The organism is Alteribacter populi (assembly GCF_002352765.1).
Lineage (GTDB): Bacteria > Bacillota > Bacilli > Bacillales > Salisediminibacteriaceae > Alteribacter > Alteribacter populi.
The window spans coordinates 3,270,244-3,292,476 of sequence record NZ_KZ293963.1; the positions used below are offsets into that span (position 1 = coordinate 3,270,244).

Below are 22,233 nucleotides of genomic sequence, written 5' to 3' on the forward strand. Positions count from 1 at the left end.
TTCCCCCTATACATTCAGATTTTGCAGCTCTTCATTGACAGGATTGCGACCAAAGTAGAACTTTAGGACAAGGGCTGTTAATACTAGCAAGGTAAGGTAGAGGCTAATAAAAAGGACAAATAAAAAGCCCAGGTTCCCTGAACGGGTAGCCGCTTCTTCAGTAAGTTGAACGCCATAGATAGTCCATGGCTGACGGCCAGTACAACTAAAAATCCAGCCCGTTTCGATCCCAAGCATCGCGAGGGGGCCGGTTGTAACGAGTGCACCGAGTATCCATTTAGGCAAGGCTTTTCTCGGGAACACAAACCTGTAAAAAAGAGCACCAAATGAAAGTCCTATTAAAGTAAATCCGATGCCGACCATGACGTTAAATAATGTATGTACGAACAAAGGTGGCCACTCTTCCTCGGGATAATCGTATAGTCCTTGGACAACACCGTCGGTAGAACCTGAAGCAAGCCAGCTGAGCATACCAGGAATCTCAATGCCACCCACGACTTCTCCTCGCTCTGGATCAGGAATTCCCATGATGGCTAAAGGAGCGTTAGCTTGTGTTTCAAATAACCCTTCTGCAGCTGCTAGTTTTACAGGAAGGTATTCGTAGAGCATTTTTGCAGTATCATGACCATTTATAGCGGTATAAAAGCTCATAATCGCTCCGATCGCCAGTGAAATGGCCAGCCCTTTTCTATGATAGGATTTCTCATTATCCGAAAGGTTGTTTTTCATAAGCTTAAAGGCTGCAATTGAGGCTAACGCAAAAGCTCCAGCCATATAAGCTGTACTTACAACGTGGGCAACCGTTACAAACACACTCGGATTAAATACAGCATCCCACGGCTGCACGTTCGTCACTTCCCCATTAACATAATCAAAGCCTCTAGGTGTGTTCATCCAAGCGTGAGCATCTGTGATAAGGACAGCAGATGCAGTAGCGCCGAGAGCAACAAAGCCGACACTGACGATACGCATTGTATTTGAAAGACGGTCAGCAGCGTAGATATAAATCGACATAAAGACCGCTTCAAGAAAAAAGGCAAATATCTCAATCTGGAAAGGCAGCGCTATAACGCGTCCGACAATCCCCATAAAACCAGGCCATAATAATGAAAGCATAACGCCTACAATCGTACCTGATGGGATCGCTACCCCAAGCAGGACGGCAAATCCTTTTGTCCAACGCTTTGCCATCACACCGAAATGGTCGTCTTTTGTAATCGCTCGAACAATTTCCGCGACAAAAATCATTAATGTCAACCCAACTCCCAATGTCGCGAAAATAATATGGAAGGCCATTGAAGACCCGAACAGCATCCTTGCCAATAAAACCTCGTCCATAACACACACCTCTTCACGCTAGTCACTTACTCATACGATTTGCAATAATTCTTCTTTATAGGGTTCTAACATTAGCGGAAAGTATTCATTATTTTTCCATATGAGGTAAAATACCTCTGACATTAGTTAGGACGGCTGACTTTAGAAGAATAGGTATCGATGAAAATGTTTTTAGGATTTGTCATCCTTCATTGACTCAAAAAAATTTTCTGTGATATAATTCAGATAAATAATGAAAATCATTCTCAACTACTTATAACGATTCTAAATAAGAAATATAGAAGATAGAGAAGCACGCGAACTGGGGGGAAAGATATGAGCTTTATTCAGTTAAAAGGGATTACTAAATTTTTTTCGAGCACCCTTAAACCTGCAGTAGACTCTTTGGATTTATCAATAGAAAAAGGGGAAATAATCACGTTGTTAGGACCGAGTGGCTGTGGCAAAACGACGACATTAAGAATGATCGCGGGATTCGAACAGCCTAGCGGTGGTGAACTTATTATTGATGGAAAAGAAGTTTATAATTACACTCATTCTTTACCTCCAGAAAAGCGGGGCATTGGTATGGTGTTTCAAGATTATGCTCTCTTTCCACATATGAGCATTTTAAAAAATGTTATGTTTGGCTTAAATAAATGGGGGATGCGCGAAAAAAAGAAGCGAGCGAAGGAAGTATTAGAGCTCGTTGGTCTTGAGGAATACGCTACTCGCTACCCTACCGAATTGTCCGGGGGCCAGCAGCAACGTGTCGCTTTGGCGCGCGCGTTAGCACCTAAACCGCACGTTGTCCTTATGGATGAGCCATTTAGTAACCTTGATGCGGGGTTACGTGAAAAAATGCGTTTTGACGTGACAAACATTTTGCGTAAAGCAAATACGACAGCGATCATCGTGACTCATGATCAAAAAGATGCCTTTGCAGTATCAGATCGAGTGGTTGTTATGAAAGATGGTATTATTCAGCAAATCGCTGCACCGAAGGAAATGTACCGTTGTCCGAAGAATTGCTTTGTAGCGCAATTTGTCGGTAAAACCAACTTACTCACGGGTACGATGGACAATGACCAAAGGAGTATCCATACTAATATTGGTAAAGTGGATCTCCCAGAGCAATGGAAGGAACGCTTGGAAAACGTGAAGCTATCCATTCGTCCTGAAGGCTGTCGCTTAGCAAAAGAAGGACAGTATTGTGGAGAGGTAGAGCGTGTCACGTATGGTGGAGAATACCAAGAATTATATGTACGGCTGCATTCTGATCGAATGCTCTCTAAAGAACCAATGATGATTTACGCGCCTATTGAACAAGACGTGGATGTTGGCTCTATTGTATCGTTCGATATAAAACCAGAGTTAGTAGCCCTTGTTGAATAATTTTCGTAACCGTTTCAGAGAGCATTTAATCTCTTTCTTAACTGATGAAGAAAGGGATTAGGTGCTTTTTTTCTGCAAAGATATTAGTATAGATAGAAGAGACAAGCTTAATTGTAAAACGAGTTAGTATCGCTTAATTATAATGATTACTTAATTATAATTATTATCGATAGGTTTATTTTTGTCAAGAGTAAACATGACTAGTTTATAGAATGTGTACACAGGAGTTGGCATGATGAGTTATAACAAAGAAGAGAAGGATGAGCATAAACAAAATAGACAATCACCCATGTTATTTTTCCATCGGCTTTGGCAGCAAATGTGGAATGGCAATCCTCCTGGTCTTGTACTCTTTCTTTTAGGGATAGCAACTGCCTTTGTAATGGCGGTGCCCATTGTTTATGTGGTGTGGCAGTCGTTATTTGCTGGAGCGGATCGATGGATGCGCTTATTGGACGAACGAATTCCAGGGTTGTTGTGGAATACGTTATCATTAACCGGGATGGTGACGTTATTTGCTGTCATTATCGGTGTATCGTTAGCGTGGTTTGTAAACCGTACGAATTTACCTGGAAGAAAAACATGGCAATGGCTTTTAGCTTTGCCGTTAGTCATTCCTCCTTATGTAGGGGCGGTTACGTATATCATTGTAGCGGGCCCAACAGGATGGCTGCGTGACTGGTGGCGTGATTCCGAGTGGCTAGTGTCCTTGTTTGGAGAGTATCCAATTACCATCTATTCTTTTTGGGGCGTTTTTTTCGTATTGACGATGTTTACGTATCCTTATGTTTTTCTCATAGCTAGTGCCTCTCTTAGAAAAATGAACCGTAACTATGAAGAAGTGGCGAGATCACAAGGCATGAATACAAGGCAAATTTTTTGGAAGGTAAATCTTCCATTCTTAAGGCCAGCAATAGGCGCAGGTGCCATTTTAATTGCTTTGTATGTCCTGTCTGATTTTGGGGCGATCGCTATGCTCCGCTATAACACGTTCACGGCGGCCATTTATTACCAAATGGGAAGCTTTGACACGCTTTCAGCTACTGTCCTAAGTGTCGTATTGATCGGGCTCACACTCATCATTTTATGGGGAGAGTCAATTACACGACGAAGGCAAAAATATTACCAAACAACCAATACGTATAAAGCTCCGGATACGTTAAGCCTTGGACGATGGAAATGGCCGACTTTGATTTATGTATCTGCTATTTTCTTTTTATCCGTAATCGTACCTATTGGCGTTCTTATTTACTGGTCGGTTCAAGGTGTGACTCATGGAGCGATTGATTGGGACTTTTGGAAATATGCGTGGAACAGTATCCGGGTTTCCGGCTTAGCAGCTTTATTCTGTATGACTTTAGCATTACCAATTATTTATATGAAGTCACGATACCCTTCTGTTCTGACAAATGTGATTGATAAGTTGAGTTACTCGGGTTACGCGCTTCCTGGTGTGATTGTAGCTTTGGGAATCATCTTTATTTTTAGCCAGTATTTCACTTTTCTTTACAATACCTATTATCTAATTGCCATAGCTTTTGTCGTGAGATTTTTACCACAGGCAATGCAGGCTGGGGAAGCATCCTTAAGTTTAATATCACCAAGAATGGATGAAGCGGCTAGAAGTTTAGGTTACCCTCCTTGGAAGGTAATGGTCAAGATCATCATTCCATCGATTTTACCAGGTGTGTTGGCTGGAGGGGCACTCGTTTTTGTGAGTTCAATTAAAGAGTTACCCGCAACTTTGCTATTAAGACCCGCCGGCTTTGACACGTTAGCTGTCCGAATTTGGGTAGATACCAGCGAGGCGATCTATTACACCGCTGCGCCAGCGGCATTGTTAATTATCCTCTTGTCTATTTTTCCTCTAAAATATATGTTAAAGAAATATTAAACAAGCAGCCTGTGAGGGCTGCTTGTTTGTTTTGATTGAAGAGCTTTCTTATAAAAACCTTGCCAAAAAGGCAATTGCGGCTAAAACGAGAATGCTGATAAACGCAATTTTCTTGAAAAGTTGTTTATTTCTTGATTTTTTCTGCCAACGTTGAGGGTCGAATGTAACTTCATGGTCATCAGGCCTAGATTGCCTTCGAACATAAGCAAACCGGCTAATCTTATAGAGGATGATCGGGCCGATGGCAGCACCAGCAATAAGTCCGAACAAATGAGCATAAATGTTAATTCGCGGGTTTACGAATGTCATGATAAGACCGATGATTAATATCGTCATAACAACTTGGGCGTTGGCTGAATCAATTAAGTCTTTGCGGTAGAGTACCATGTATAAATAGATTCCAAAAAGGCCAAAAATCGCACCTGAAGCTCCTAAGTGCGGGAGGTAGGAAACTCCGCCAATAAGAAGGGTCGCTACATTTGCTAAAATACCCGTAAGCAAATATGCTGCGATAAAGCGCGTCTTACCGAGCATTTGCTCTAATGCAGGGCCAAATAAAAACAAGGAGAATGAGTTGAATAACACATGGGTTATCGTGACGTGAAGAAAAATGGGTGTGACAAGGCGCCAGTACTCGCCCATCATGATAAACGCATTGATTCCTATACCCTGATTCCGAATAAAATCCCCACCTAAAAATGGGAAGAGATTCATCCATAAGAATAAGACGAAATGAATGCCGATAATCGTAGTAACGACTGGGTAGGATCGTGTGAAAGATTGAAAGCTTTCGTTTCGAATAAACATATTGAGTTACCCCTTTAAAATAGTAGGATGTCATAAGTAGAGGCGCTGAATAAGTAGCATACGCCTGCGGAAAGCGAAGCCATGGAAGCGGCACCCTTTGTATTTGAGTTCTAGAGTTATTCAGCAATCCCTAAGTAGTGCTTTGTTTATTTTATCATATGATTTACGGGGGAGTCTTTATGAACCACCCTTCAAAGGTTTTTTTACAGGCTCATTTTTAACCCAAAAAACAACCAAGTATACACTAACAGTTATTTTACAAGCGCGCTTAGGGAATCATCCCTTTCCGTGATAAACTAAAGAAAACATTGCAGGAGGATAACCGATGATAAAAGGAATAGGCTTAGACGTCATCGAAATTGACCGAATAAAAACCTTACTTAACCGAAAGCAAAAATTTGCTGAACGAATCTTAACAAAAGAAGAACTAGATGTTTTCAATAAGCTCGATTTCAAACGGAAACCGGAATTTTTAGCAGGGCGTTTTGCGGCAAAGGAAGCGTTATCGAAGGCATTAGGATGTGGGATTGGGGAAGAGTTTTCTTTTCAAGATGCATCTGTATTGGCAAATAATCGCGGAAAGCCTAGTGTTCATTTCGTCAATCCCATACCAGGGAATATACATATCTCGATCACACATACAACAGGAGTCGCGGTGGCTCAAGTGATTTGGGAAGATGAATCGTGAAAATAACCGGCTTGTCATGGCTAGTCTGCATATTGTAATGGACAGTCTCATATAGTGTTAGTGCGGATGGGAGGGAACGAAGGAATGTACGTGGTATCGGGTGGCAAAATGCACCAAATTGACCGCTGCACCATGGATGAGTTGGATTGTATGAGAATATGCTGACTGAAAATGCGAGAGCAGCCATTTTTAATGACATGGTAAGGAAGTATCTTTGAATAATCGACAGACTGTTAAGGTCGGATCAAGGAATCATGGTGGTGATGGTGTTTGTTGTTGGTAGCATTTTAATGATCTCTTGTTATTGCTCTTTTATAAAAGGTTGTTGCTATATGCTTTACGAGAAGAGCCTTTGTTTTAAAGTGAAAAGGAACTGTGAGAGACGATGGAAAGATCTTTTGCCCGTTCAAAGTGTAAGGAATTGAAAAAGAATCCCACTTACTACCTTGAGCTAAGTAAAGGTTTGCCAGCAGCAAAAAAACCAACCGGTTGATAGTTGAAGCGAACTGTACGAATATCATTCAATCTTCTAAGGATCTACTTTTAAGAGAAAAGGAGATTACTAGAAAGTTATGAATGATAAAAAACGTCTAGCAATTACTTCCTACCCAATGCTTTCAAATGTCTCGATTGATACTCTTCGTAGTCAGGCTAGAATGCGAATCGTCATCGGAGGTTCGAAGGGGGTGCCGGGAGCACTGAGTCTTACTACATGCGCAAAGGCATTGGCCTCTATAAGTATAAGAAGCCCTGCCTTAAGAATTTCACCTTGTGGCCCAGAATGCGACTGAAGCAACCGCTTGAATTTCTTTCCGAAGTGAACGTTGCCTGCGAGGGTATTGTCGATTGATCTCCAAACAGGTGAGAGAAGGCACCACTATTCATTGTTAAGGCTCTGGATAGGAAGGGAATATTAAAAAATGGACGGGATGGCGTACAGGAACATCTCCTAGAAAAAGGAGGAAGTGGAGATAAGTTAACGGGAATGACTCTCGCATTATTAATTCAGCATAAATATTCAATGTAATAGTATGATTCGCGCTGTCTATGTCGATAGACTTGCAGCCGTCCAACTAATCTATGAAATGAATTCTGTTTCGGTTACAGCATCCGATGTGATTGAACAGATTCCTAGCGTGAATAACGTCACTGCGTTACCCTTCATAAGGATCGAATCCCTCCTTTGTCGTCGAAATGACACAGAGGGGTTGAGTGTATGAAAAAAATCATTTCTCTTCTAATGTTGGCTGCATTAACAATGGTGTTGGCTGCTTGTGGGGAAAAGAGTCAGGAAGATGTCATCGAAGCCCTGGATAAAAACCTGGATGATCTCACGGGTTACAAAGCAACTGCGACGATGACGCTGCAAACTGGAAAAGAGCCACAGTCTTACGAAGTCGATGTTTGGTATCAATATCCAACTTATTATCGCGTTGCTTTAAGCAATGCCGAAAGTGATCAGAGTCAAATCATTTTGCGAAATGATGAGGGTGTGTTTGTTTTAACACCTGCTTTGAATAAAAGCTTTCGTTTTCAAAGTGACTGGCCTGAAAACAACAGTCAAGTGTATTTGTATGAATCACTCATTAATGATATCTTGATGGATCCTGAACGCTCGTTTACAGCAACCGACGATCACTATGTTTTTCAAACCAATACCAATTACACGAACAAAAATTTAAACCAGCAAGAGGTTATGCTTGATAAAAAAGAGCTTACACCAACTTCTGTAAAAATTATGGATGTTGATCTAGAAGTTTTGGTTGAAGTTGATTTTAAAGATTTTGAACTCAATGCGTCCTTTGATGAAGCGGATTTTGATATGGATCGCAACATGACCGAGGCACGGTTAGACTCGGGAGTTCCGACGATGACAGAAGAAACTGAAGGGGAAGACCAATCGGGCGAGGATGCCTTTACAGTCTTCTTCCCGATGTACGAACCGCAAGGAACAGCATTTGAAGAATCTCGAGAACTTGAAACAGAAAACGGAAAACGAGTGATTCTGTCATACGAGGGGGAACAACCGTTTACCCTTGTCCAGCAACAAAGTCAGGTCTTGGAGGCGTCAACGCCAGTTCATGTTTCCCAAGGGTCCCCTGTCGATTTAGGTTTCACTTACGGAGCTATATCTAAAGAAGGGGAAACAACGACCGTTTCATGGTCCTATGAAGGAACGGATTTCTTCTTAGCCTCGCAGCACTTGGATGACGAGGAAATGATGTCAATTGCCAGAAGTGTTTATGGAACGGAAGAAAAATAGAGCTTTTTGGAGGAAGCAGGCTCTCTCATAACGTTGGGAGCCTGCTTTTTGAGTTGAAAAACTGTCACGGTAGGCCCTTTATTTATTGAATTGCCGATATCCAAGATATTTCTGTTGATAAAATACCTATTTGCGCCGATAAATGCTTGAGCAGATGATATATTGTTCAATATTGACACGGCTATAGAATGGTTTGATAATATATAACAGTGATAATCGGGTAAGTTGGATAAAGGAGAGTGCGGCCGTTGGAGAATTTACATGCTTTTTACCGCGACACATGGTCAGAGGTAGATTTGAATGCTATAGAGGAAAATATACGGGGAATACAGAAAAGTTTACCTGACCATGTGACCTATATGGCTGTAGTAAAAGCGAATGCATATGGACACGGAGCAGTAGGCGTGGCTAAAACGGCGGTTCAAGCAGGCGCTCAATACCTTGGTGTTGCTATTTTGGACGAAGCGCTAGTGCTTCGTCAAGCAGGGATTAAAGCGCCCATCCTAGTCCTCGGTTATATCCGTCCAAGTGATGTCGAGCTAGCGGCAAAATACAATATTACTGTGACGGTTTATCAAGATGAGTGGGTAGAGAAGTCCGTTGCTTATTTAAAAGAAGGTAGTCCAAAGTTGAAATGCCACCTAAAAGTGGATACGGGTATGGGAAGGATTGGTATAAGAACGGAAAAAGAAGGAAAGTCTTTAACTAACCGTCTTCAACAGCATTCTCAATACTTTACAATAGAAGGGGTCTACACTCACTTTGCAACAGCAGACGAATTGGATGCTTCCTATATAAAGAAGCAGCATAATCGATTTGAGGCTTATTTGAACTGGCTGAAGAAGGAAATGGGTGTTTCTGTGCAATATATCCACAGCGGAAATAGTGCGACCGCCCTTCGGTATCATGAATATTCTTATAATATGGTCCGCGTCGGTATTTCCACGTATGGCCTTTCCCCATCAGAAGAAGTGAAACCTGAAATTAAGGTGCCCTTAAGGGAAGCATTTTCTCTGCACAGCCGTGTCACCCACATTAAACAAATGCCTAAGGATGAGGGAATTAGCTATGGCGCAACTTACCATACAAAAGCGGATGAGTGGGTAGCGACTATACCAATTGGGTATGCAGATGGATGGCTTCGTGCCAATGCTGACGGGGGAGAAGTGTTAGTCAAAGGAGTGCGCGCACCTATCATCGGTCGTATTTGCATGGATCAGCTTATGATTTCACTTCCTTTCCCAGTTGAATTAGGAACAAAAGTCACCCTTATTGGAAAACAAGGATCTGAAATCATTTCTGTAGACGAAATAGCAAAACGATTGGGTACGATTAACTATGAAATTCCATGTATGATTAGCCATCGGGTCCCAAGAGCGATTATGAATGATGGAAATTTAATACATGTTGTTAATAAAGTGTTTTAACAATTATGCTCAATTTATTAAGAGGAAACGCTCCAAATGGGGATTCTCTATAAAAATAGAAGGATATTCTTTTTCTTTGGAGAATATGATGTATAGTTGAAAAAATACAAAAGTCACTTTGCAAAGCTTATGAGCTAGTGATATGATTAAAAAGGAAGAAAATCAGGGTGTTAGCTGCGTTGGAGGTGTTTTTTGTGTCCGAAGAGCACACAAAAAGAATAATGGTAAGTTTGCCACAACATCTAGTCAATGAATTAGACGGATTATTAGAAAATGAAGACATTAATCGAAGCGAAGTCATTCATCAGGCTACAAAAATGTACCTTCGAGAACGAAAGAAAAGTAAAATTCGTGAAACAATGCAACAAGGTTACATGGAAATGGCAAAAATTAATCTTAACATTGCGACGGAAGCCTTTCTTGTTGAGGAGGAGGCAGAGCACACTTTAGATCGCTTAGTAAGTGGGGTGTAACGGTTTGATTGTAAAACGCGGTGACGTTTATTTTGCGGACCTATCACCCGTCGTTGGTTCCGAGCAAGGAGGCGTTCGCCCGGTTTTAATCATTCAAAATGACATCGGCAACCGTTTCAGTCCTACTGTGATTGTAGCTGCAATCACCGCTCAGATTCAAAAAGCTAAGCTTCCGACTCATGTTGAAATTAATGCGAAGCGATACGGCTTTGATCGGGACTCCGTGATCCTGTTAGAACAAATTCGCACGATTGATAAACAAAGGTTAACAGACAAAATCACGCATTTAGACGACGATATGATGCTAAAAGTAAATGATGCATTGATGATCAGCTTAGGTCTGATTGATTTCTAACAACTACACACTTAAAGTTCCGTGGGAAAAGTTGCTTCTATCTTTATAGAGAGCAACTTTTTTGTGTTTTTAAAAAGTTGAAAGTGGCATCAAGTCAACCATCTGCGATTCGATGTCATTTTAACTATTAGAAAGACAATAAACGTGGACGAAGTAACGTAAAAATGCCGGTTCAAGGAGGAAAATGTAAAAGAAGCTATTTTCTGAAAACGAGGGACAGCATTCGTTGCAATCACTAGTAATCAGTGGAATAATAAAGTTAACTAAGTTGTTAACAATGGGGGAAACGATATGAATGAGCAGATTCGAGAGCTTCTCGATGAACATAAACTTGTCATAGCTGAGGAGTGGATGGTAGAAATCGAGAAATTCAGAACCGAAGACCATCTTCAGAATATCTCAGACACAGTCTACCAAAATACGAACAGAGAATTTGTTGAAACGTTATTCCGCACAATGGGGAAAGATAATGAGAAAATGAAAGAAGAAATCAGTGATTATTCCGGTCGGCTTATTCAATTAGGGTGGCCATTAAATTATATAACCCGTGGTCTTCAGGAGTTTCGAAAAGTGACTGTAGGTACCCTTACGAAACTCGATTCATTAGACAGAAATATGGAACTCCACCAGGATATAGAGGATTGGGTCGACGAAATTGTCAATGTGTTAGTCAGTCATTACTCAGGGTCATGGGAAAACACGGTATTTTTGCAAAGGATGGCGTTGAAAGAACTCTCAGCACCGCTTATTCCTGTATTCGAGGGTATCAGTGTTATGCCTCTCATTGGTACGATTGACACTGAAAGGGCAAAACTCATCATGGAGAACCTGCTTAGTGGCGTGATTGAACACCGTTCCCAAGTGGTGTTAATCGATATCACAGGTGTACCTGTCGTTGACACAATGGTAGCTCATCATATTATTCAGGCTTCTGAAGCTGTGAGACTAGTTGGAGCAAAATGTATTTTAGTAGGGATTCGTCCCGAAATTGCCCAAACCATTGTCAATTTAGGGATTGACCTTGGTAAATTTCCAACGAAAAGCAGCCTAAAAAAAGGAATTGAATCAGCGCTTGAAATGACTTCCCGACAAATTGTAGAAATCAACAAGTAAAGGAGGAGCTAGTTTTGAGAATCCCAATATTGAAACTTCATGACTACCTGTTGATTTCTGTGCAAGTAGATTTAGACGATCAAACAGCACTTCAGTTTCAAGAGGACGTCTTAAATAAGATTCATCAAGAAGAGTCTCTGGGGGTTGTCATTGATTTGACATCCGTGGAAATGATCGATTCATATATTGCGAAAGTTCTTGGTGATGTGGTAGATATGTCCAACTTGATGGGGGCTAAAGTAGTCCTAACAGGAATTCAACCAGCTGTAGCTATTACATTAATTGATATGGGAATTGCGTTAAATGAGGTGCCGACAGCTTTAGATCTTGAGCAGGGGTTGGAAAGACTCCAGCAAGAATTGGAGGGATGATGAATGCAAGTCCAAACCCATGTAGACATTCATAGCGAGTGGGGGATCGTGGCTGCTCGGCAAGCGGGTCGAAAACTAGCCCGAGAAATCGGATTTGGATCTGTGGATCAGGCTCGAATAACAACAGCGATTTCGGAGCTTGCAAGAAACATCTATCTATACGCACAACAAGGTCAAGTTTATATTGAAGAAACCGTCATTTCCGGAAAACGTGGAATTAGGATTATTGCTACGGACCAAGGGCCTGGAATTAAAGATATTCGTAGAGTAATGGAAGATGGCTTTACGACATCCGGGGGCTTAGGAGCTGGTTTGCCGGGAGTGAAAAGGCTGATGGACGAGTTTTTAATAGACTCCGAAGTGGACGAAGGTACCACCATTAAAATGATTAAGTGGATCCGGTAAGGAGGTTCCCGATTATGGAGAAGACACAGATTTCCATGTATCAATTATACAAAGATATGCTGGATAATTATCTGCAAAGTAAAAGTGAACATGCCCTATATGCTGCACAACAATTCAGTAAAAAGATGATGGAAAATGACATGTCTCCTGAAGAAATGGTGAGCTTGCATATGTCTGTATTTCAGGAAATGGTGCCAGAGCTACCGGAAGAGGTCGTCGATTCGTTTGACTTACTATTAGAAGTCATGATTGGCTATGGTCTGGCTTATCGTGAACACCTAAGTTTAAAAGATAGACAGCGTGAATTGGAGTCAGAACTAAATGTAGCTGCACAAATGCAGCAATCTTTGCTACCGCAAGAACCGTTAAATACAGATGAAATCGATATTGGTGTTATTAGTGTCCCCGCAGGAAAAATGAGCGGGGATTACTATCATTTTATAAGAGATGACAACGGGTGCCTCGGTCTGGCTGTGGCGGATGTTATTGGCAAAGGCGTACCTGCTGCTATGTGTATGTCGATGATTAAATACGCAATGGATAGTATCCCTGAACAGCGTCTTCAACCAGCAGCTCTACTCGAAAACTTAAATCGCGTAGTCGAAAGAAACATTGACAGCAATATGTTTATAACAATGGTTTATGGTACTTACGACCCTCGAGATCACCGGTTTTATTATGCCGGTGCCGGCCATGAACCTGGCTTTTATTATTCCGCAGCAACGGACTCTTTTGAAGAACTGACGACAAAAGGGCTTGTACTCGGTCTTACGCCAAAGGTTAGCTACGCTGAGTATGTAAAAGACGTTCAACCAGGAGATTTCTTCGTTCTTCTTTCGGATGGTGTCACAGAATGCCGTACTGAAGGCGAATTTATCGAACGGGAACAAATCACTGAAATGATTCACAAGTACTCTCACCTTCCTGCGCAGGAAATTGTAAATCGTGTATATCGAGAACTAGAAAAAATGCAGGACTTCCAGTTAAGGGATGATTTTACATTACTTATTTTAAGAAGAAGTGTTTAATCTAAAAGGAATCCGGGTATTACAAAAGAACGTAGTGAAATTGATATTCAGGAGGGGAAGTTATGAATCTACAAGTTGATATTCAGGAAAAAGAGCAAACAGCCCATGTTTTTTTACAAGGAGAAATAGATGTTTACACGGTTCCGAAGCTTAAAGAGGAGCTTATCCCTCTGGCTGAAGAATCTGGAAGAAAGATTATTGTTGACCTTTCAAGCGTGAATTATATAGATAGTACCGGACTTGGTGTTTTTATTGGAGCTTTAAAAGCGACGGATCAAAGTGGGAGCACGTTAACCATTACCGGTGTAAATGATCGTGTGGAACGATTATTTACGATTACGGGCCTGGATGAAGTAATCGATATCGAATTAGATGAGAGAGAGGAGGCGTAAGTATGTCTGCAAAATCTGATTACATTGAAATGAAGCTTCCTGCAAAACCGGAATATGTAGGTGTTGTTCGTTTGACTGTCTCAGGAATCGCGAATCGATTGGGCTATTCATATGACGATATTGAAGATATTAAAATCGCGATTGCTGAAGCTTGTACAAACGTGGTAAGCCATGCCTATCAAGACAGCACGGATGACGATGCTGTGATGATGGTCGGTTGTGGTGTTTATGACAACCGGATGGAACTTATGGTCGCCGATAAAGGCAATAGCTTTGACCTGAACTCATTGAAGAGAAACCTAGGACCAGTAAGTGCTGATCAACCTGTTGAGGAACTTAAGGAAGGAGGTCTAGGCCTCTTTTTAATCGAGACCCTCATGGATAAAGTTGAAATCAACGGAGATTCAGGGGTCATTATCGTTATGACAAAGTTCCTTCAAAGAGATGGGGTGGAACATAATGGCGACGGAATCTCAACAACGACAACGCACCAATAAAGACCATATTTACAAATGGATTGAGAGATTTCAAGAGACAGGTGACGAGGAAATTCAGACTAAGCTCGTATTAGAATATGAAGGTCTTGTTCATTCGTTAGCGAGGAAATTTGCCAAAGGACAACGTCATGACGAAGATCTTGTCCAAGTAGGTATGATTGGTTTAATCGCCGCACTGAGGAGATTTGACCCTGCATATGGCAGAAGTTTCGAATCCTTTGCAGTTCCTACGGTTGTTGGTGAAATTAAACGTTTTATTCGGGATAAAACGTGGAGTGTTCATGTGCCCCGCCGTATTAAAGAGCTTGGACCAAAAATTAAGGCAGCTGTTGAGGAATTAACAATTAATCTCCAGCGTTCTCCTCGTGTCGAAGAGATTGCTTCACACATTGGAGTAATGGAAGAAGAGGTTTTAGAGACGATGGAAATGGGGAAAAGCTATCAAGCGCTCTCTGTTGACCGTTCTATTGAGGCGGACGATGAAGGTAGTGTTGTTACACTACTTGACCTTGTTGGCTCTAAAGAGGAAGGGTATGAAAAGACCGACCAACAAATGTTGTTGGAAAAAGCTTTCCACGTTCTAACAGAGCGAGAGCATCAAATCCTTTCTTACACCTATTTTGAAAACATGAGTCAAAAAGAAACCGGAGAACAACTCGGGATTTCACAAATGCACGTTTCACGATTGCAAAGGAGAGCCTTACAAAAATTGAGAGAATCTATTCGTATTGAGCCGACGGAGTGTTTGTAAATGATAAAACACCACCAGCTAAACGGCATCGATGTCACTTCGTATCACACGGCGAAAAGGGGGAATTGGTGTTCGGGTGATGCATATCACATCTCCAGCGGAGAAGGTCATGTCATCTGTGCAATCGTAGATGGGCTCGGTAGCGGCGAAGAAGCGATGAAGGCATCTCAAGCCGTTATCCAAGTGATAGAAATGGACCAAGATGAGGCTATCGAAGAGCTGATGTCCCGGTGCAATAATGCACTCAGGGAAAAGCGCGGGGCGGTGTTGACTATTATAAAAGTGGACATGGCCCGCGAAGAAATCATTTATAGTAATGTGGGGAATATCGGGTGTATCTTCTATTCACCATCTGGAAAACTAGTACGCCCGATCCCAACGCGAGGGTATGTGTCAGGGAAAAGGCAAAAGTTTAAATCTCAGCGCTATCAATTTGAAAAAGGAATGACGTTTCTTTTATATTCAGATGGCCTTTCGTTTGACCCTGCTTTTCACACGTTTATGATGAAAATGACTTCGACGAATAGAGCGATGCAACAAGTAGTTGAGATGATGGCTCATAATGCGGATGATACAACGATTCTTATAGGAAAGGTACCTGCACTATAATCTCAAATTGTGCCCTAAAACTTCCCCCTTCGTCTTAAAACTACCTATATAGTAGGTGGTTTTTTTGTTTTGGTTTAGCTAAAATGTAGACGAGCCTAAAAAATGTTGCAGGAGGCGTATAGATGGAATGGACAACGGATTCAACCTTATTACTAGAGCAAGTGACAAAATCTGTTCAATTAAATAAAGATCGTGTGAAAAATGTGATTAACCTTTCTGAGGAGGGAAACACCGTCCCTTTTATTGCTCGTTACCGAAAAGAACTGACGGGAGGGATGGATGAGGATCAAATACGTTCGATTTTAAAAGAGTGGGAGTATGCAAACAGTTTATCAAAACGAAAAGATGAAGTTTTACGACTGATTGATGAGCAGGAAAAGTTAACGCCTGAACTGAAACAAAAAATTGAAGCTGCTTCTAAGTTACAGGAATTAGAAGACCTCTACCGCCCTTATAAACAAAAACGGCGAACGAAGGCGACAGTTGCCAAAGAAAAAGGGCTGGAGCCTTTAGCAAAATGGCTGTTGTCACTCCCGGGCTCGAGCGATGTTCATGATGAAGCGAAGAAATACGTGAACGTTGAAAAAGAAGTAGCAACGGAAGAAGAGGCATTACAGGGAGCTAGAGACATTATTAGTGAGTATATTTCAGATGACGCAGATATTCGTAAAGAAGCCCGGAAGCTAACTCATCGAGAAGGATGGTTTGTTTCACGGGTTAAAGACCAAGAGGCTGATGAAAAAGCGATTTACGAAATGTACTATACATATGAAGAGGCGGTCAGAAAGATCGTTCCTCACCGCGTACTTGCGATGAATCGCGGCGAAAAAGAAAAAATCCTTAAAGTTTCGATTCGTCCTCCTCGCGAGCGAATAGTACACCTTATAGAAAAGCGTTTCATAAACGACCATACAATTGCCGAATCACAATTGAAAGAAGCGATTGAAGATGGCTATAAGCGATTAATCGAACCTTCCGTTGAAAGGGAGATTCGAAAAGAGGCAACAGAAGCTGCGGAAAAGCAAGCGATTCATATTTTTTCAGAGAACCTCCGTAATCTACTACTTCAACCACCGCTAAAAGATAAGGTCGTGTTAGCGGTCGACCCCGCTTACCGAACGGGGTGTAAGCTCGCAGTTGTAGATGGGACCGGGAAAGTACTAGATATTGCTGTGATCTATCCAACACCACCAAGGAATGAAGTGGAAAAAGCACGAGAGGTCGTAAAAAAACTTGCCGTTACATACGATTGTGATGTGATTGCAGTAGGAAATGGAACAGCCTCTCGTGAAACAGAGCAATTTGTAGCAGAAACGATAAAAGAAATTGAAAAGCAAATTTTTTATGTCATTGTTAATGAAGCAGGAGCGAGTGTATACTCTGCTTCAAAGCTCGGAAAAGAGGAGTTTCCTAAACTTCAAGTTGAAGAAAGAAGTGCCGTTTCCATTGGTCGACGTCTACAAGACCCATTGGCTGAACTCGTAAAGATAGATCCGAAATCGGTCGGAGTTGGACAATATCAACATGATGTTTCACAGACCCAGCTCAATGATTCTTTAACATTTGTGGTGGAAACAGTAGTAAACCAAGTAGGGGTCAATGTAAATACAGCTTCAGCTTCTTTACTGCAATATGTAGCAGGACTCTCGAAATCAGTCGCTACAAATATTGTGAAGCGAAGGGAAGAAGAGGGTCGTTTTACAACTAGAACAGAATTAAAGGCTGTACCTCGATTAGGCGCAAAAACCTATGAACAAGCGATTGGTTTTATGAGAATACTGGATGGAAAACAACCTCTCGATGAAACAAGCATTCATCCGGAAAGTTATAAAGTGACGAAGCAAATTATGACGCGGCTCAATATAGGTACAGGAGATATCGGGACTTCTAAGATGGCTGAAAAACTTGAAGGTGTGTCAGTGGAGGAACTAGCGAAAGAAAATGAAATCGGGACACCAACATTAAAGGATATTTTAGATGCGCTCGCCCGCCCAGGACGAGATCCGCGTGATGATGTGCCACCTCCGATATTGAAACAAGATGTTTTATCTATGGAAGATTTGCAAAAAGGGATGGAACTAAAAGGAACGATTCGAAATGTTGTTGACTTCGGTTGTTTCGTTGATATCGGTGTAAAACAAGATGGGCTCGTTCATATATCCAAACTAACAAACCGCTTCGTCAAACACCCAATGGAAGTCGTCTCTGTAGGCGACATCGTTACAGTCTGGGTAGCAGATGTCGACCAACAAAAAGGCCGCATCGCATTAACCATGCTCTCCCCAGAAAAACAAAACACCTAGCAAAGTAGACCCCACACCTAGGGTCTCAGGCCTGGGGTCTGACCCCACACAATTTCGTGTAAAATTGTGGAATAGGTTGACTTGTGTGTATATTTTGATCTAAAGGGCCTTTCATAAAGAGTGGCGGTGACAGGTGGGGAACATTTTACTCGTATAGTAGGTGCTAGGCGCCTTGGTTGTTGTTTTTATAATAAAACCAACATTGGTTAAGTACTTTGATTCTCCGCCTGTCTTTTTTGTAATACGCTTCTTTTAATTGTTTTTTAAGCCACGTGGGCATTGGTAGCCCTCCTTTTCCATAAAGAAGCTGGAAACTGGTTAATCGTCTAACGGCCATAGTAGTATTACATACTATATGCTCTACAGATTGTCTGTGTTAAAAGTTAAAAATTCTATGTTCCAAAGTAAATTTTAAGTTGAAGTATTAAATGGCTTGTGTGAGGGGGCGCATTGATGGACAATAATGAACTGCAAACTTTGGTAGAAGAAGTTTCAGAGAAAAGTTTCGGTAAACCTTTTTTGCACAATGCGACATTCAATAAACGACTGCGGACTACAGGGGGGCGATACCTCTTGGCTTCTCACAATATTGAAATGAATCCAAATCAGCTTGAACGGTTTGGGATAGAAGAATTTATAAGAATTATTAAGCATGAACTTTGTCATTATCACCTTCATATAGAAGGGAAAGGATATCAACATCGAGATGAGGATTTTAAAACTCTGCTTGAGCAGGTCGGAGGGTCTCGATACTGTCAATTGATCCCTGAGCTACGACGTCAATCAAAAAAGACTCATGTTTACCGTTGTGGATCTTGCGGACTTCAATATAAAAGGAAGAGACAAATTAACGTAAAAAGGTATGTATGCGGAAAGTGCCAAGGTCGTTTAAAAAAGCTAGAGACAATTTCTTGAGGAAATGTTGACTGGCATTATGAACTATGGTACATTATAAAAGTCGCTGAAAGGACAGGCGATAACATTTCGAAAAAAATGTGTTGACATATTTGGATCGAGTGTTTAAAATATAAAAAGTCTTTTCATTTAATGACATTGTTCCACAGTAGCTCAGTGGTAGAGCAATCGGCTGTTAACCGATCGGTCGTAGGTTCGAGTCCTACCTGTGGAGCCATTTAGGAGAAGTACTCAAGTGGCTGAAGAGGCGCCCCTGCTAAGGGTGTAGGTCGTGTAAGCGGCGCGAGGGTTCAAATCCCTCCTTCTCCGCCAGTTCTCATTTTATTTTTATTGGCCCGTTGGTCAAGTGGTTAAGACACCGCCCTTTCACGGCGGTAACACGGGTTCGAATCCCGTACGGGTCACCAACTTATTTTCATTAAAACAAAGATTCGCAGGTTGATATATTTTCGTGAAGGAAGACCGAGACGTACCCAAGTACGTGAGGATCTGAAAGAACGCATCTGACGAAGAGATTCGCAGGATAAAGCTCACCTGATTGTTTGAAAGAAGCAAGAAGGTCGAGGAAGAAAGTGAGAGAAGACCGGAGCGTACCCAAGTACGTGAGGATCTGAAAGAACGCATCTGACGAAGAGATTCGCAGCTTATTTCAAACAATCTCTAAAACAATATTTGGAGGATTAGCTCAGTTGGGAGAGCACCTGCCTTACAAGCAGGGGGTCGGCGGTTCGAGCCCGTCATCCTCCACCATAAAACTTAACTTAAAGAAAGTGGTCCCGTGGTGTAGCGGTTAACATGCCTGCCTGTCACGCAGGAGATCGCCGGTTCGATCCCGGTCGGGACCGCCATTTTTATGCGGGTGTGGCGGAATTGGCAGACGCGCTAGACTTAGGATCTAGTGCCTTCGGGCGTGGGGGTTCGACTCCCTTCACCCGCACCATATTGCGGTCGTGGCGGAATGGCAGACGCGCTAGGTTGAGGGCCTAGTGGGGGAGACCCCGTGGAGGTTCGACTCCTCTCGACCGCACCATAGTTATTATCTTTAATAATAAATGATAGATGAACGCCTATGTATATAGGCGCCCGTAGCTCAATTGGATAGAGCGTCTGACTACGGATCAGAAGGTTAGGGGTTCGACTCCTCTCGGGCGCGCCATTTAAATAGTATTTACTTATCGGGAAGTAGCTCAGCTTGGCAGAGCACTTGGTTTGGGACCAAGGGGTCGCAGGTTCAAATCCTGTCTTCCCGACCATCTTATTTGCGGGTGTAGTTTAGTGGTAAAACCTCAGCCTTCCAAGCTGATGATGTGGGTTCGATTCCCATCACCCGCTCCAAAATAATTTTTAAAAACCTCTTGCAATAATCTAGTATAACTGATATGATAGATAACGTTGCTTGAGGGCCTGTAGCTCAGCTGGTTAGAGCGCACGCCTGATAAGCGTGAGGTCGGTGGTTCGAGTCCACTCAGGCCCACCATAATTTTTAGCACAGTATGTTGAAACATTGACCTTTGAAAACTAAACAAAAAGCCAAGCGAAACGTGGGATATCGAGAGATATTCCGTCAATGAATTATTTATGATGTCAGAGACATCGAACTTTCTACGGAGAGTTTGATCCTGGCTCAGGACGAACGCTGGCGGCGTGCCTAATACATGCAAGTCGAGCGCGGGAAGCAAGTGGATCCCTTCGGGGTGAAACTTGTGGAACGAGCGGCGGACGGGTGAGTAACACGTGGGCAACCTGCCTCACAGACTGGGATAACTCCGGGAAACCGGGGCTAATACCGGATGATCAAAGGGATCGCATGATTCTTTTGTAAAAGTTGGGTTTTACCTAACACTGTGAGATGGGCCCGCGGCGCATTAGCTAGTTGGTGAGGTAGTGGCTCACCAAGGCGACGATGCGTAGCCGACCTGAGAGGGTGATCGGCCACACTGGGACTGAGACACGGCCCAGACTCCTACGGGAGGCAGCAGTAGGGAATCATCCGCAATGGGCGAAAGCCTGACGGTGCAACGCCGCGTGAGTGATGACGGTCTTCGGATTGTAAAGCTCTGTTGTTAGGGAAGAACAAGTGCCGTGCGAATAGAACGGCACCTTGACGGTACCTAACCAGAAAGCCCCGGCTAACTACGTGCCAGCAGCCGCGGTAATACGTAGGGGGCAAGTGTTGTCCGGAATTATTGGGCGTACAGCGCGCGCAGGCGGTTCTTTAAGTCTGATGTGAAAGCCCACGGCTCAACCGTGGAGGGTCATTGGAAACTGGGGAACTTGAGTGTAGGAGAGGAAAATGCAATTCCAAGTGTAGCGGTGAAAGGCGTAGATATTTGGAGGAACACCAGTGGCGAAGGCGACTTTCTGGCCTACAACTGACGCTGAGGCGCGAAAGCGTGGGGAGCAAACAGGATTAGATACCCTGGTAGTCCACGCCGTAAACGATGAGTGCTAGGTGTTAGGGGTTTCGATACCCTTAGTGCCGAAGTTAACACATTAAGCGCTCCGCCTGGGGAGTACGGCCGCAAGGCTGAAACTCAAAGGAATTGACGGGGGCCCGCACAAGCAGTGGAGCATGTGGTTTAATTCGAAGCAACGCGAAGAACCTTACCAGGTCTTGACATCCTCTGACACCCGTAGAGATAAGGCTTTCCCCTTCGGGGGACAGAGTGACAGGGGGTGCATGGTTGTCGGCAGCTCGTGTCGTGAGATGTTGGGTTAAGTCCCGCAACGAGCGCACCCCTTGATCTTAGTTGCCAGCATTAAGTTGGGCACTCTAAGGTGACTGCCGGTGACAAACCGGAGGAAGGTGGGGATGACGTCAAATCATCATGCCCCTTATGACCTGGGCTACACACGTGCTACAATGGATGGTACAAAGGGCAGCAAAGCCGCGAGGCCGAGCGAATCCCATAAAGCCATTCTCAGTTCGGATTGCAGGCTGCAACTCGCCTGCATGAAGCCGGAATTGCTAGTAATCGCGGATCAGCATGCCGCGGTGAATACGTTCCCGGGCCTTGTACACACCGCCCGTCACACCACGAGAGCTTGTAACACCCGAAGTCGGTGCGGTAACCTTTTGGAGCCAGCCGCCGAAGCCGGGACAGGTGATTGGGGTGAAGTCGCAACAAGGTATCCCTACCGGAAGGTGGGGATGGATCACCTCCTTTCTAAGGAGCTATTAAAGCTCAACGAGTTTTCCAAAGGTTTTGCTTTGGTCTTTTTGTTTAGTT

General features: G+C 42.9%; 20 protein-coding genes, 11 tRNA genes and 1 rRNA gene. 29 read left to right on the plus strand and 3 right to left on the minus strand.

The window, feature by feature from the left end; all coding sequences use genetic code 11:
- Positions 1 to 6: 6 nt before the first annotated feature.
- The gene (locus CDZ94_RS15215; RefSeq protein WP_096438463.1) at positions 7 to 1,338 is read right to left on the minus strand and encodes a cytochrome ubiquinol oxidase subunit I; all 1,332 of its coding nucleotides are present in this window, start codon (positions 1,336 to 1,338) and stop codon (positions 7 to 9) included.
- Positions 1,339 to 1,653: 315 nt separating this feature from the next.
- On the opposite strand from CDZ94_RS15215, the gene CDZ94_RS15220 reads away from it, so the two are divergent.
- Positions 1,654 to 2,712, plus strand: coding sequence for an ABC transporter ATP-binding protein (locus tag CDZ94_RS15220; RefSeq protein ID WP_096438465.1), 1,059 nt, complete (start codon positions 1,654 to 1,656; stop codon positions 2,710 to 2,712).
- 235 nt (positions 2,713 to 2,947) lie between these two features.
- On the plus strand, positions 2,948 to 4,606 hold the full coding sequence (locus tag CDZ94_RS15225; protein ID WP_096438467.1) for an ABC transporter permease: 1,659 nt from the start codon (positions 2,948 to 2,950) through the stop codon (positions 4,604 to 4,606).
- Between the two features lie 48 nt (positions 4,607 to 4,654).
- Here CDZ94_RS15225 and CDZ94_RS15230 read toward each other — a convergent pair whose 3' ends face one another.
- Entirely contained in the window at positions 4,655 to 5,413 is a 759-nt protein-coding gene (locus tag CDZ94_RS15230) for a rhomboid family intramembrane serine protease (RefSeq protein ID WP_096438469.1), read from the minus strand.
- A 325-nt stretch (positions 5,414 to 5,738) separates the two neighbouring features.
- On the opposite strand from CDZ94_RS15230, the gene acpS reads away from it, so the two are divergent.
- The 14 genes from acpS (at position 5,739) to CDZ94_RS15300 (ending at position 18,088) form a co-directional block, all read left to right on the plus strand.
- Positions 5,739 to 6,101 (plus strand): holo-ACP synthase, encoded by a 363-nt coding sequence (gene acpS / locus CDZ94_RS15235; protein ID WP_096438471.1) that lies wholly within the window; start codon positions 5,739 to 5,741, stop codon positions 6,099 to 6,101.
- A 1,216-nt stretch (positions 6,102 to 7,317) separates the two neighbouring features.
- Positions 7,318 to 8,364 (plus strand): LolA family protein, encoded by a 1,047-nt coding sequence (locus CDZ94_RS15240; protein WP_096438473.1) that lies wholly within the window; start codon positions 7,318 to 7,320, stop codon positions 8,362 to 8,364.
- A gap of 248 nt (positions 8,365 to 8,612) precedes the next feature.
- A complete protein-coding gene (gene alr, locus CDZ94_RS15245; RefSeq protein ID WP_096438475.1) occupies positions 8,613 to 9,791 on the plus strand; it encodes an alanine racemase in 1,179 nt (392 codons plus the stop codon).
- A gap of 194 nt (positions 9,792 to 9,985) precedes the next feature.
- The gene (locus CDZ94_RS15250) at positions 9,986 to 10,264 is read left to right on the plus strand and encodes a CopG family ribbon-helix-helix protein (protein ID WP_096440900.1); all 279 of its coding nucleotides are present in this window, start codon (positions 9,986 to 9,988) and stop codon (positions 10,262 to 10,264) included.
- Positions 10,265 to 10,268: 4 nt separating this feature from the next.
- A complete protein-coding gene (locus tag CDZ94_RS15255) occupies positions 10,269 to 10,619 on the plus strand; it encodes a type II toxin-antitoxin system PemK/MazF family toxin (protein WP_026688731.1) in 351 nt (116 codons plus the stop codon).
- A 291-nt stretch (positions 10,620 to 10,910) separates the two neighbouring features.
- The gene (locus tag CDZ94_RS15260) at positions 10,911 to 11,732 is read left to right on the plus strand and encodes an RsbT co-antagonist protein RsbRA (RefSeq protein WP_096438477.1); all 822 of its coding nucleotides are present in this window, start codon (positions 10,911 to 10,913) and stop codon (positions 11,730 to 11,732) included.
- 14 nt (positions 11,733 to 11,746) lie between these two features.
- Complete coding sequence (locus CDZ94_RS15265; RefSeq protein ID WP_096438479.1) at positions 11,747 to 12,103, plus strand: STAS domain-containing protein; 357 nt, start codon at positions 11,747 to 11,749, stop codon at positions 12,101 to 12,103.
- 3 nt (positions 12,104 to 12,106) lie between these two features.
- On the plus strand, positions 12,107 to 12,508 hold the full coding sequence (locus tag CDZ94_RS15270; protein WP_096438481.1) for an anti-sigma regulatory factor: 402 nt from the start codon (positions 12,107 to 12,109) through the stop codon (positions 12,506 to 12,508).
- Positions 12,509 to 12,522: 14 nt separating this feature from the next.
- Positions 12,523 to 13,536 carry a PP2C family protein-serine/threonine phosphatase gene (locus CDZ94_RS15275; RefSeq protein WP_096438483.1) on the plus strand — a complete coding sequence of 338 codons (1,014 nt, stop codon included), beginning with the start codon at positions 12,523 to 12,525 and terminating at the stop codon, positions 13,534 to 13,536.
- Between the two features lie 62 nt (positions 13,537 to 13,598).
- Positions 13,599 to 13,928 carry an STAS domain-containing protein gene (locus CDZ94_RS15280; RefSeq protein WP_096438485.1) on the plus strand — a complete coding sequence of 110 codons (330 nt, stop codon included), beginning with the start codon at positions 13,599 to 13,601 and terminating at the stop codon, positions 13,926 to 13,928.
- Between the two features lie 2 nt (positions 13,929 to 13,930).
- Positions 13,931 to 14,425 (plus strand): anti-sigma B factor RsbW, encoded by a 495-nt coding sequence (gene rsbW, locus CDZ94_RS15285; protein ID WP_096438487.1) that lies wholly within the window; start codon positions 13,931 to 13,933, stop codon positions 14,423 to 14,425.
- The gene (gene sigB / locus CDZ94_RS15290) at positions 14,388 to 15,176 is read left to right on the plus strand and encodes an RNA polymerase sigma factor SigB (RefSeq protein ID WP_096438489.1); all 789 of its coding nucleotides are present in this window, start codon (positions 14,388 to 14,390) and stop codon (positions 15,174 to 15,176) included. The genes rsbW and sigB overlap by 38 nt, the downstream gene beginning before the upstream one ends.
- Entirely contained in the window at positions 15,177 to 15,785 is a 609-nt protein-coding gene (locus CDZ94_RS15295; RefSeq protein ID WP_096438491.1) for a PP2C family serine/threonine-protein phosphatase, read from the plus strand. It abuts the gene before it with no gap.
- A 122-nt stretch (positions 15,786 to 15,907) separates the two neighbouring features.
- Positions 15,908 to 18,088: a Tex family protein gene (locus CDZ94_RS15300; RefSeq protein ID WP_096438493.1), complete on the plus strand. Its 2,181-nt coding sequence runs from the start codon at positions 15,908 to 15,910 to the stop codon at positions 18,086 to 18,088.
- Between the two features lie 163 nt (positions 18,089 to 18,251).
- Here the strand turns inward: CDZ94_RS15300 and cmpA are convergent, their stop codons facing one another.
- Positions 18,252 to 18,368, minus strand: a complete 117-nt coding sequence (gene cmpA / locus CDZ94_RS15305) for a cortex morphogenetic protein CmpA (protein WP_096438495.1) — start codon at positions 18,366 to 18,368, stop codon at positions 18,252 to 18,254.
- 173 nt (positions 18,369 to 18,541) lie between these two features.
- Between cmpA and CDZ94_RS15310 the strand changes: the two genes are divergently transcribed.
- The 13 genes from CDZ94_RS15310 to CDZ94_RS15370 all read left to right on the plus strand — a co-directional run bounded on the left by CDZ94_RS15310 (position 18,542) and on the right by CDZ94_RS15370 (position 22,170).
- On the plus strand, positions 18,542 to 19,003 hold the full coding sequence (locus tag CDZ94_RS15310; protein WP_096438497.1) for a SprT family protein: 462 nt from the start codon (positions 18,542 to 18,544) through the stop codon (positions 19,001 to 19,003).
- A 142-nt stretch (positions 19,004 to 19,145) separates the two neighbouring features.
- Positions 19,146 to 19,220 (plus strand) — tRNA-Asn (locus CDZ94_RS15315).
- Positions 19,221 to 19,224: 4 nt separating this feature from the next.
- Positions 19,225 to 19,315 (plus strand) — tRNA-Ser (locus tag CDZ94_RS15320).
- Positions 19,316 to 19,335: 20 nt separating this feature from the next.
- A tRNA-Glu gene (locus tag CDZ94_RS15325) sits at positions 19,336 to 19,410 on the plus strand.
- A 267-nt stretch (positions 19,411 to 19,677) separates the two neighbouring features.
- Positions 19,678 to 19,753: transfer RNA gene (locus CDZ94_RS15330), tRNA-Val, on the plus strand.
- A gap of 22 nt (positions 19,754 to 19,775) precedes the next feature.
- Positions 19,776 to 19,851 (plus strand) — tRNA-Asp (locus tag CDZ94_RS15335).
- Between the two features lie 7 nt (positions 19,852 to 19,858).
- A tRNA-Leu gene (locus CDZ94_RS15340) sits at positions 19,859 to 19,943 on the plus strand.
- Between the two features lie 4 nt (positions 19,944 to 19,947).
- Positions 19,948 to 20,033, plus strand: a tRNA-Leu gene (locus tag CDZ94_RS15345).
- 49 nt (positions 20,034 to 20,082) lie between these two features.
- Positions 20,083 to 20,159: transfer RNA gene (locus tag CDZ94_RS15350), tRNA-Arg, on the plus strand.
- Positions 20,160 to 20,179: 20 nt separating this feature from the next.
- A tRNA-Pro gene (locus CDZ94_RS15355) sits at positions 20,180 to 20,256 on the plus strand.
- Between the two features lie 8 nt (positions 20,257 to 20,264).
- Positions 20,265 to 20,338 (plus strand) — tRNA-Gly (locus tag CDZ94_RS15360).
- Between the two features lie 65 nt (positions 20,339 to 20,403).
- Positions 20,404 to 20,480 (plus strand) — tRNA-Ile (locus CDZ94_RS15365).
- Positions 20,481 to 20,604: 124 nt separating this feature from the next.
- Positions 20,605 to 22,170: ribosomal RNA gene (locus tag CDZ94_RS15370) — 16S ribosomal RNA — on the plus strand.
- Positions 22,171 to 22,233: the final 63 nt, after the last annotated feature.

Bases quoted from the DNA above. Each gene is read 5' to 3' on its own strand.
- CDZ94_RS15215 (WP_096438463.1), bottom strand. From the start codon at position 1,338: ATGGACGAGGTTTTATTGGCAAGGATGCTGTTCGGGTCTTCAATGGCC.
- CDZ94_RS15220 (WP_096438465.1), top strand. From the start codon at position 1,654: ATGAGCTTTATTCAGTTAAAAGGGATTACTAAATTTTTTTCGAGCACC.
- CDZ94_RS15225 (WP_096438467.1), top strand. From the start codon at position 2,948: ATGAGTTATAACAAAGAAGAGAAGGATGAGCATAAACAAAATAGACAA.
- CDZ94_RS15230 (WP_096438469.1), bottom strand. From the start codon at position 5,413: ATGTTTATTCGAAACGAAAGCTTTCAATCTTTCACACGATCCTACCCA.
- acpS (WP_096438471.1), top strand. From the start codon at position 5,739: ATGATAAAAGGAATAGGCTTAGACGTCATCGAAATTGACCGAATAAAA.
- CDZ94_RS15240 (WP_096438473.1), top strand. From the start codon at position 7,318: ATGAAAAAAATCATTTCTCTTCTAATGTTGGCTGCATTAACAATGGTG.
- CDZ94_RS15260 (WP_096438477.1), top strand. From the start codon at position 10,911: ATGAATGAGCAGATTCGAGAGCTTCTCGATGAACATAAACTTGTCATA.
- CDZ94_RS15270 (WP_096438481.1), top strand. From the start codon at position 12,107: ATGCAAGTCCAAACCCATGTAGACATTCATAGCGAGTGGGGGATCGTG.
- CDZ94_RS15275 (WP_096438483.1), top strand. From the start codon at position 12,523: ATGGAGAAGACACAGATTTCCATGTATCAATTATACAAAGATATGCTG.
- CDZ94_RS15280 (WP_096438485.1), top strand. From the start codon at position 13,599: ATGAATCTACAAGTTGATATTCAGGAAAAAGAGCAAACAGCCCATGTT.
- rsbW (WP_096438487.1), top strand. From the start codon at position 13,931: ATGTCTGCAAAATCTGATTACATTGAAATGAAGCTTCCTGCAAAACCG.
- sigB (WP_096438489.1), top strand. From the start codon at position 14,388: ATGGCGACGGAATCTCAACAACGACAACGCACCAATAAAGACCATATT.
- CDZ94_RS15295 (WP_096438491.1), top strand. From the start codon at position 15,177: ATGATAAAACACCACCAGCTAAACGGCATCGATGTCACTTCGTATCAC.
- CDZ94_RS15300 (WP_096438493.1), top strand. From the start codon at position 15,908: ATGGAATGGACAACGGATTCAACCTTATTACTAGAGCAAGTGACAAAA.
- cmpA (WP_096438495.1), bottom strand. From the start codon at position 18,368: ATGCCCACGTGGCTTAAAAAACAATTAAAAGAAGCGTATTACAAAAAA.
- CDZ94_RS15310 (WP_096438497.1), top strand. From the start codon at position 18,542: ATGGACAATAATGAACTGCAAACTTTGGTAGAAGAAGTTTCAGAGAAA.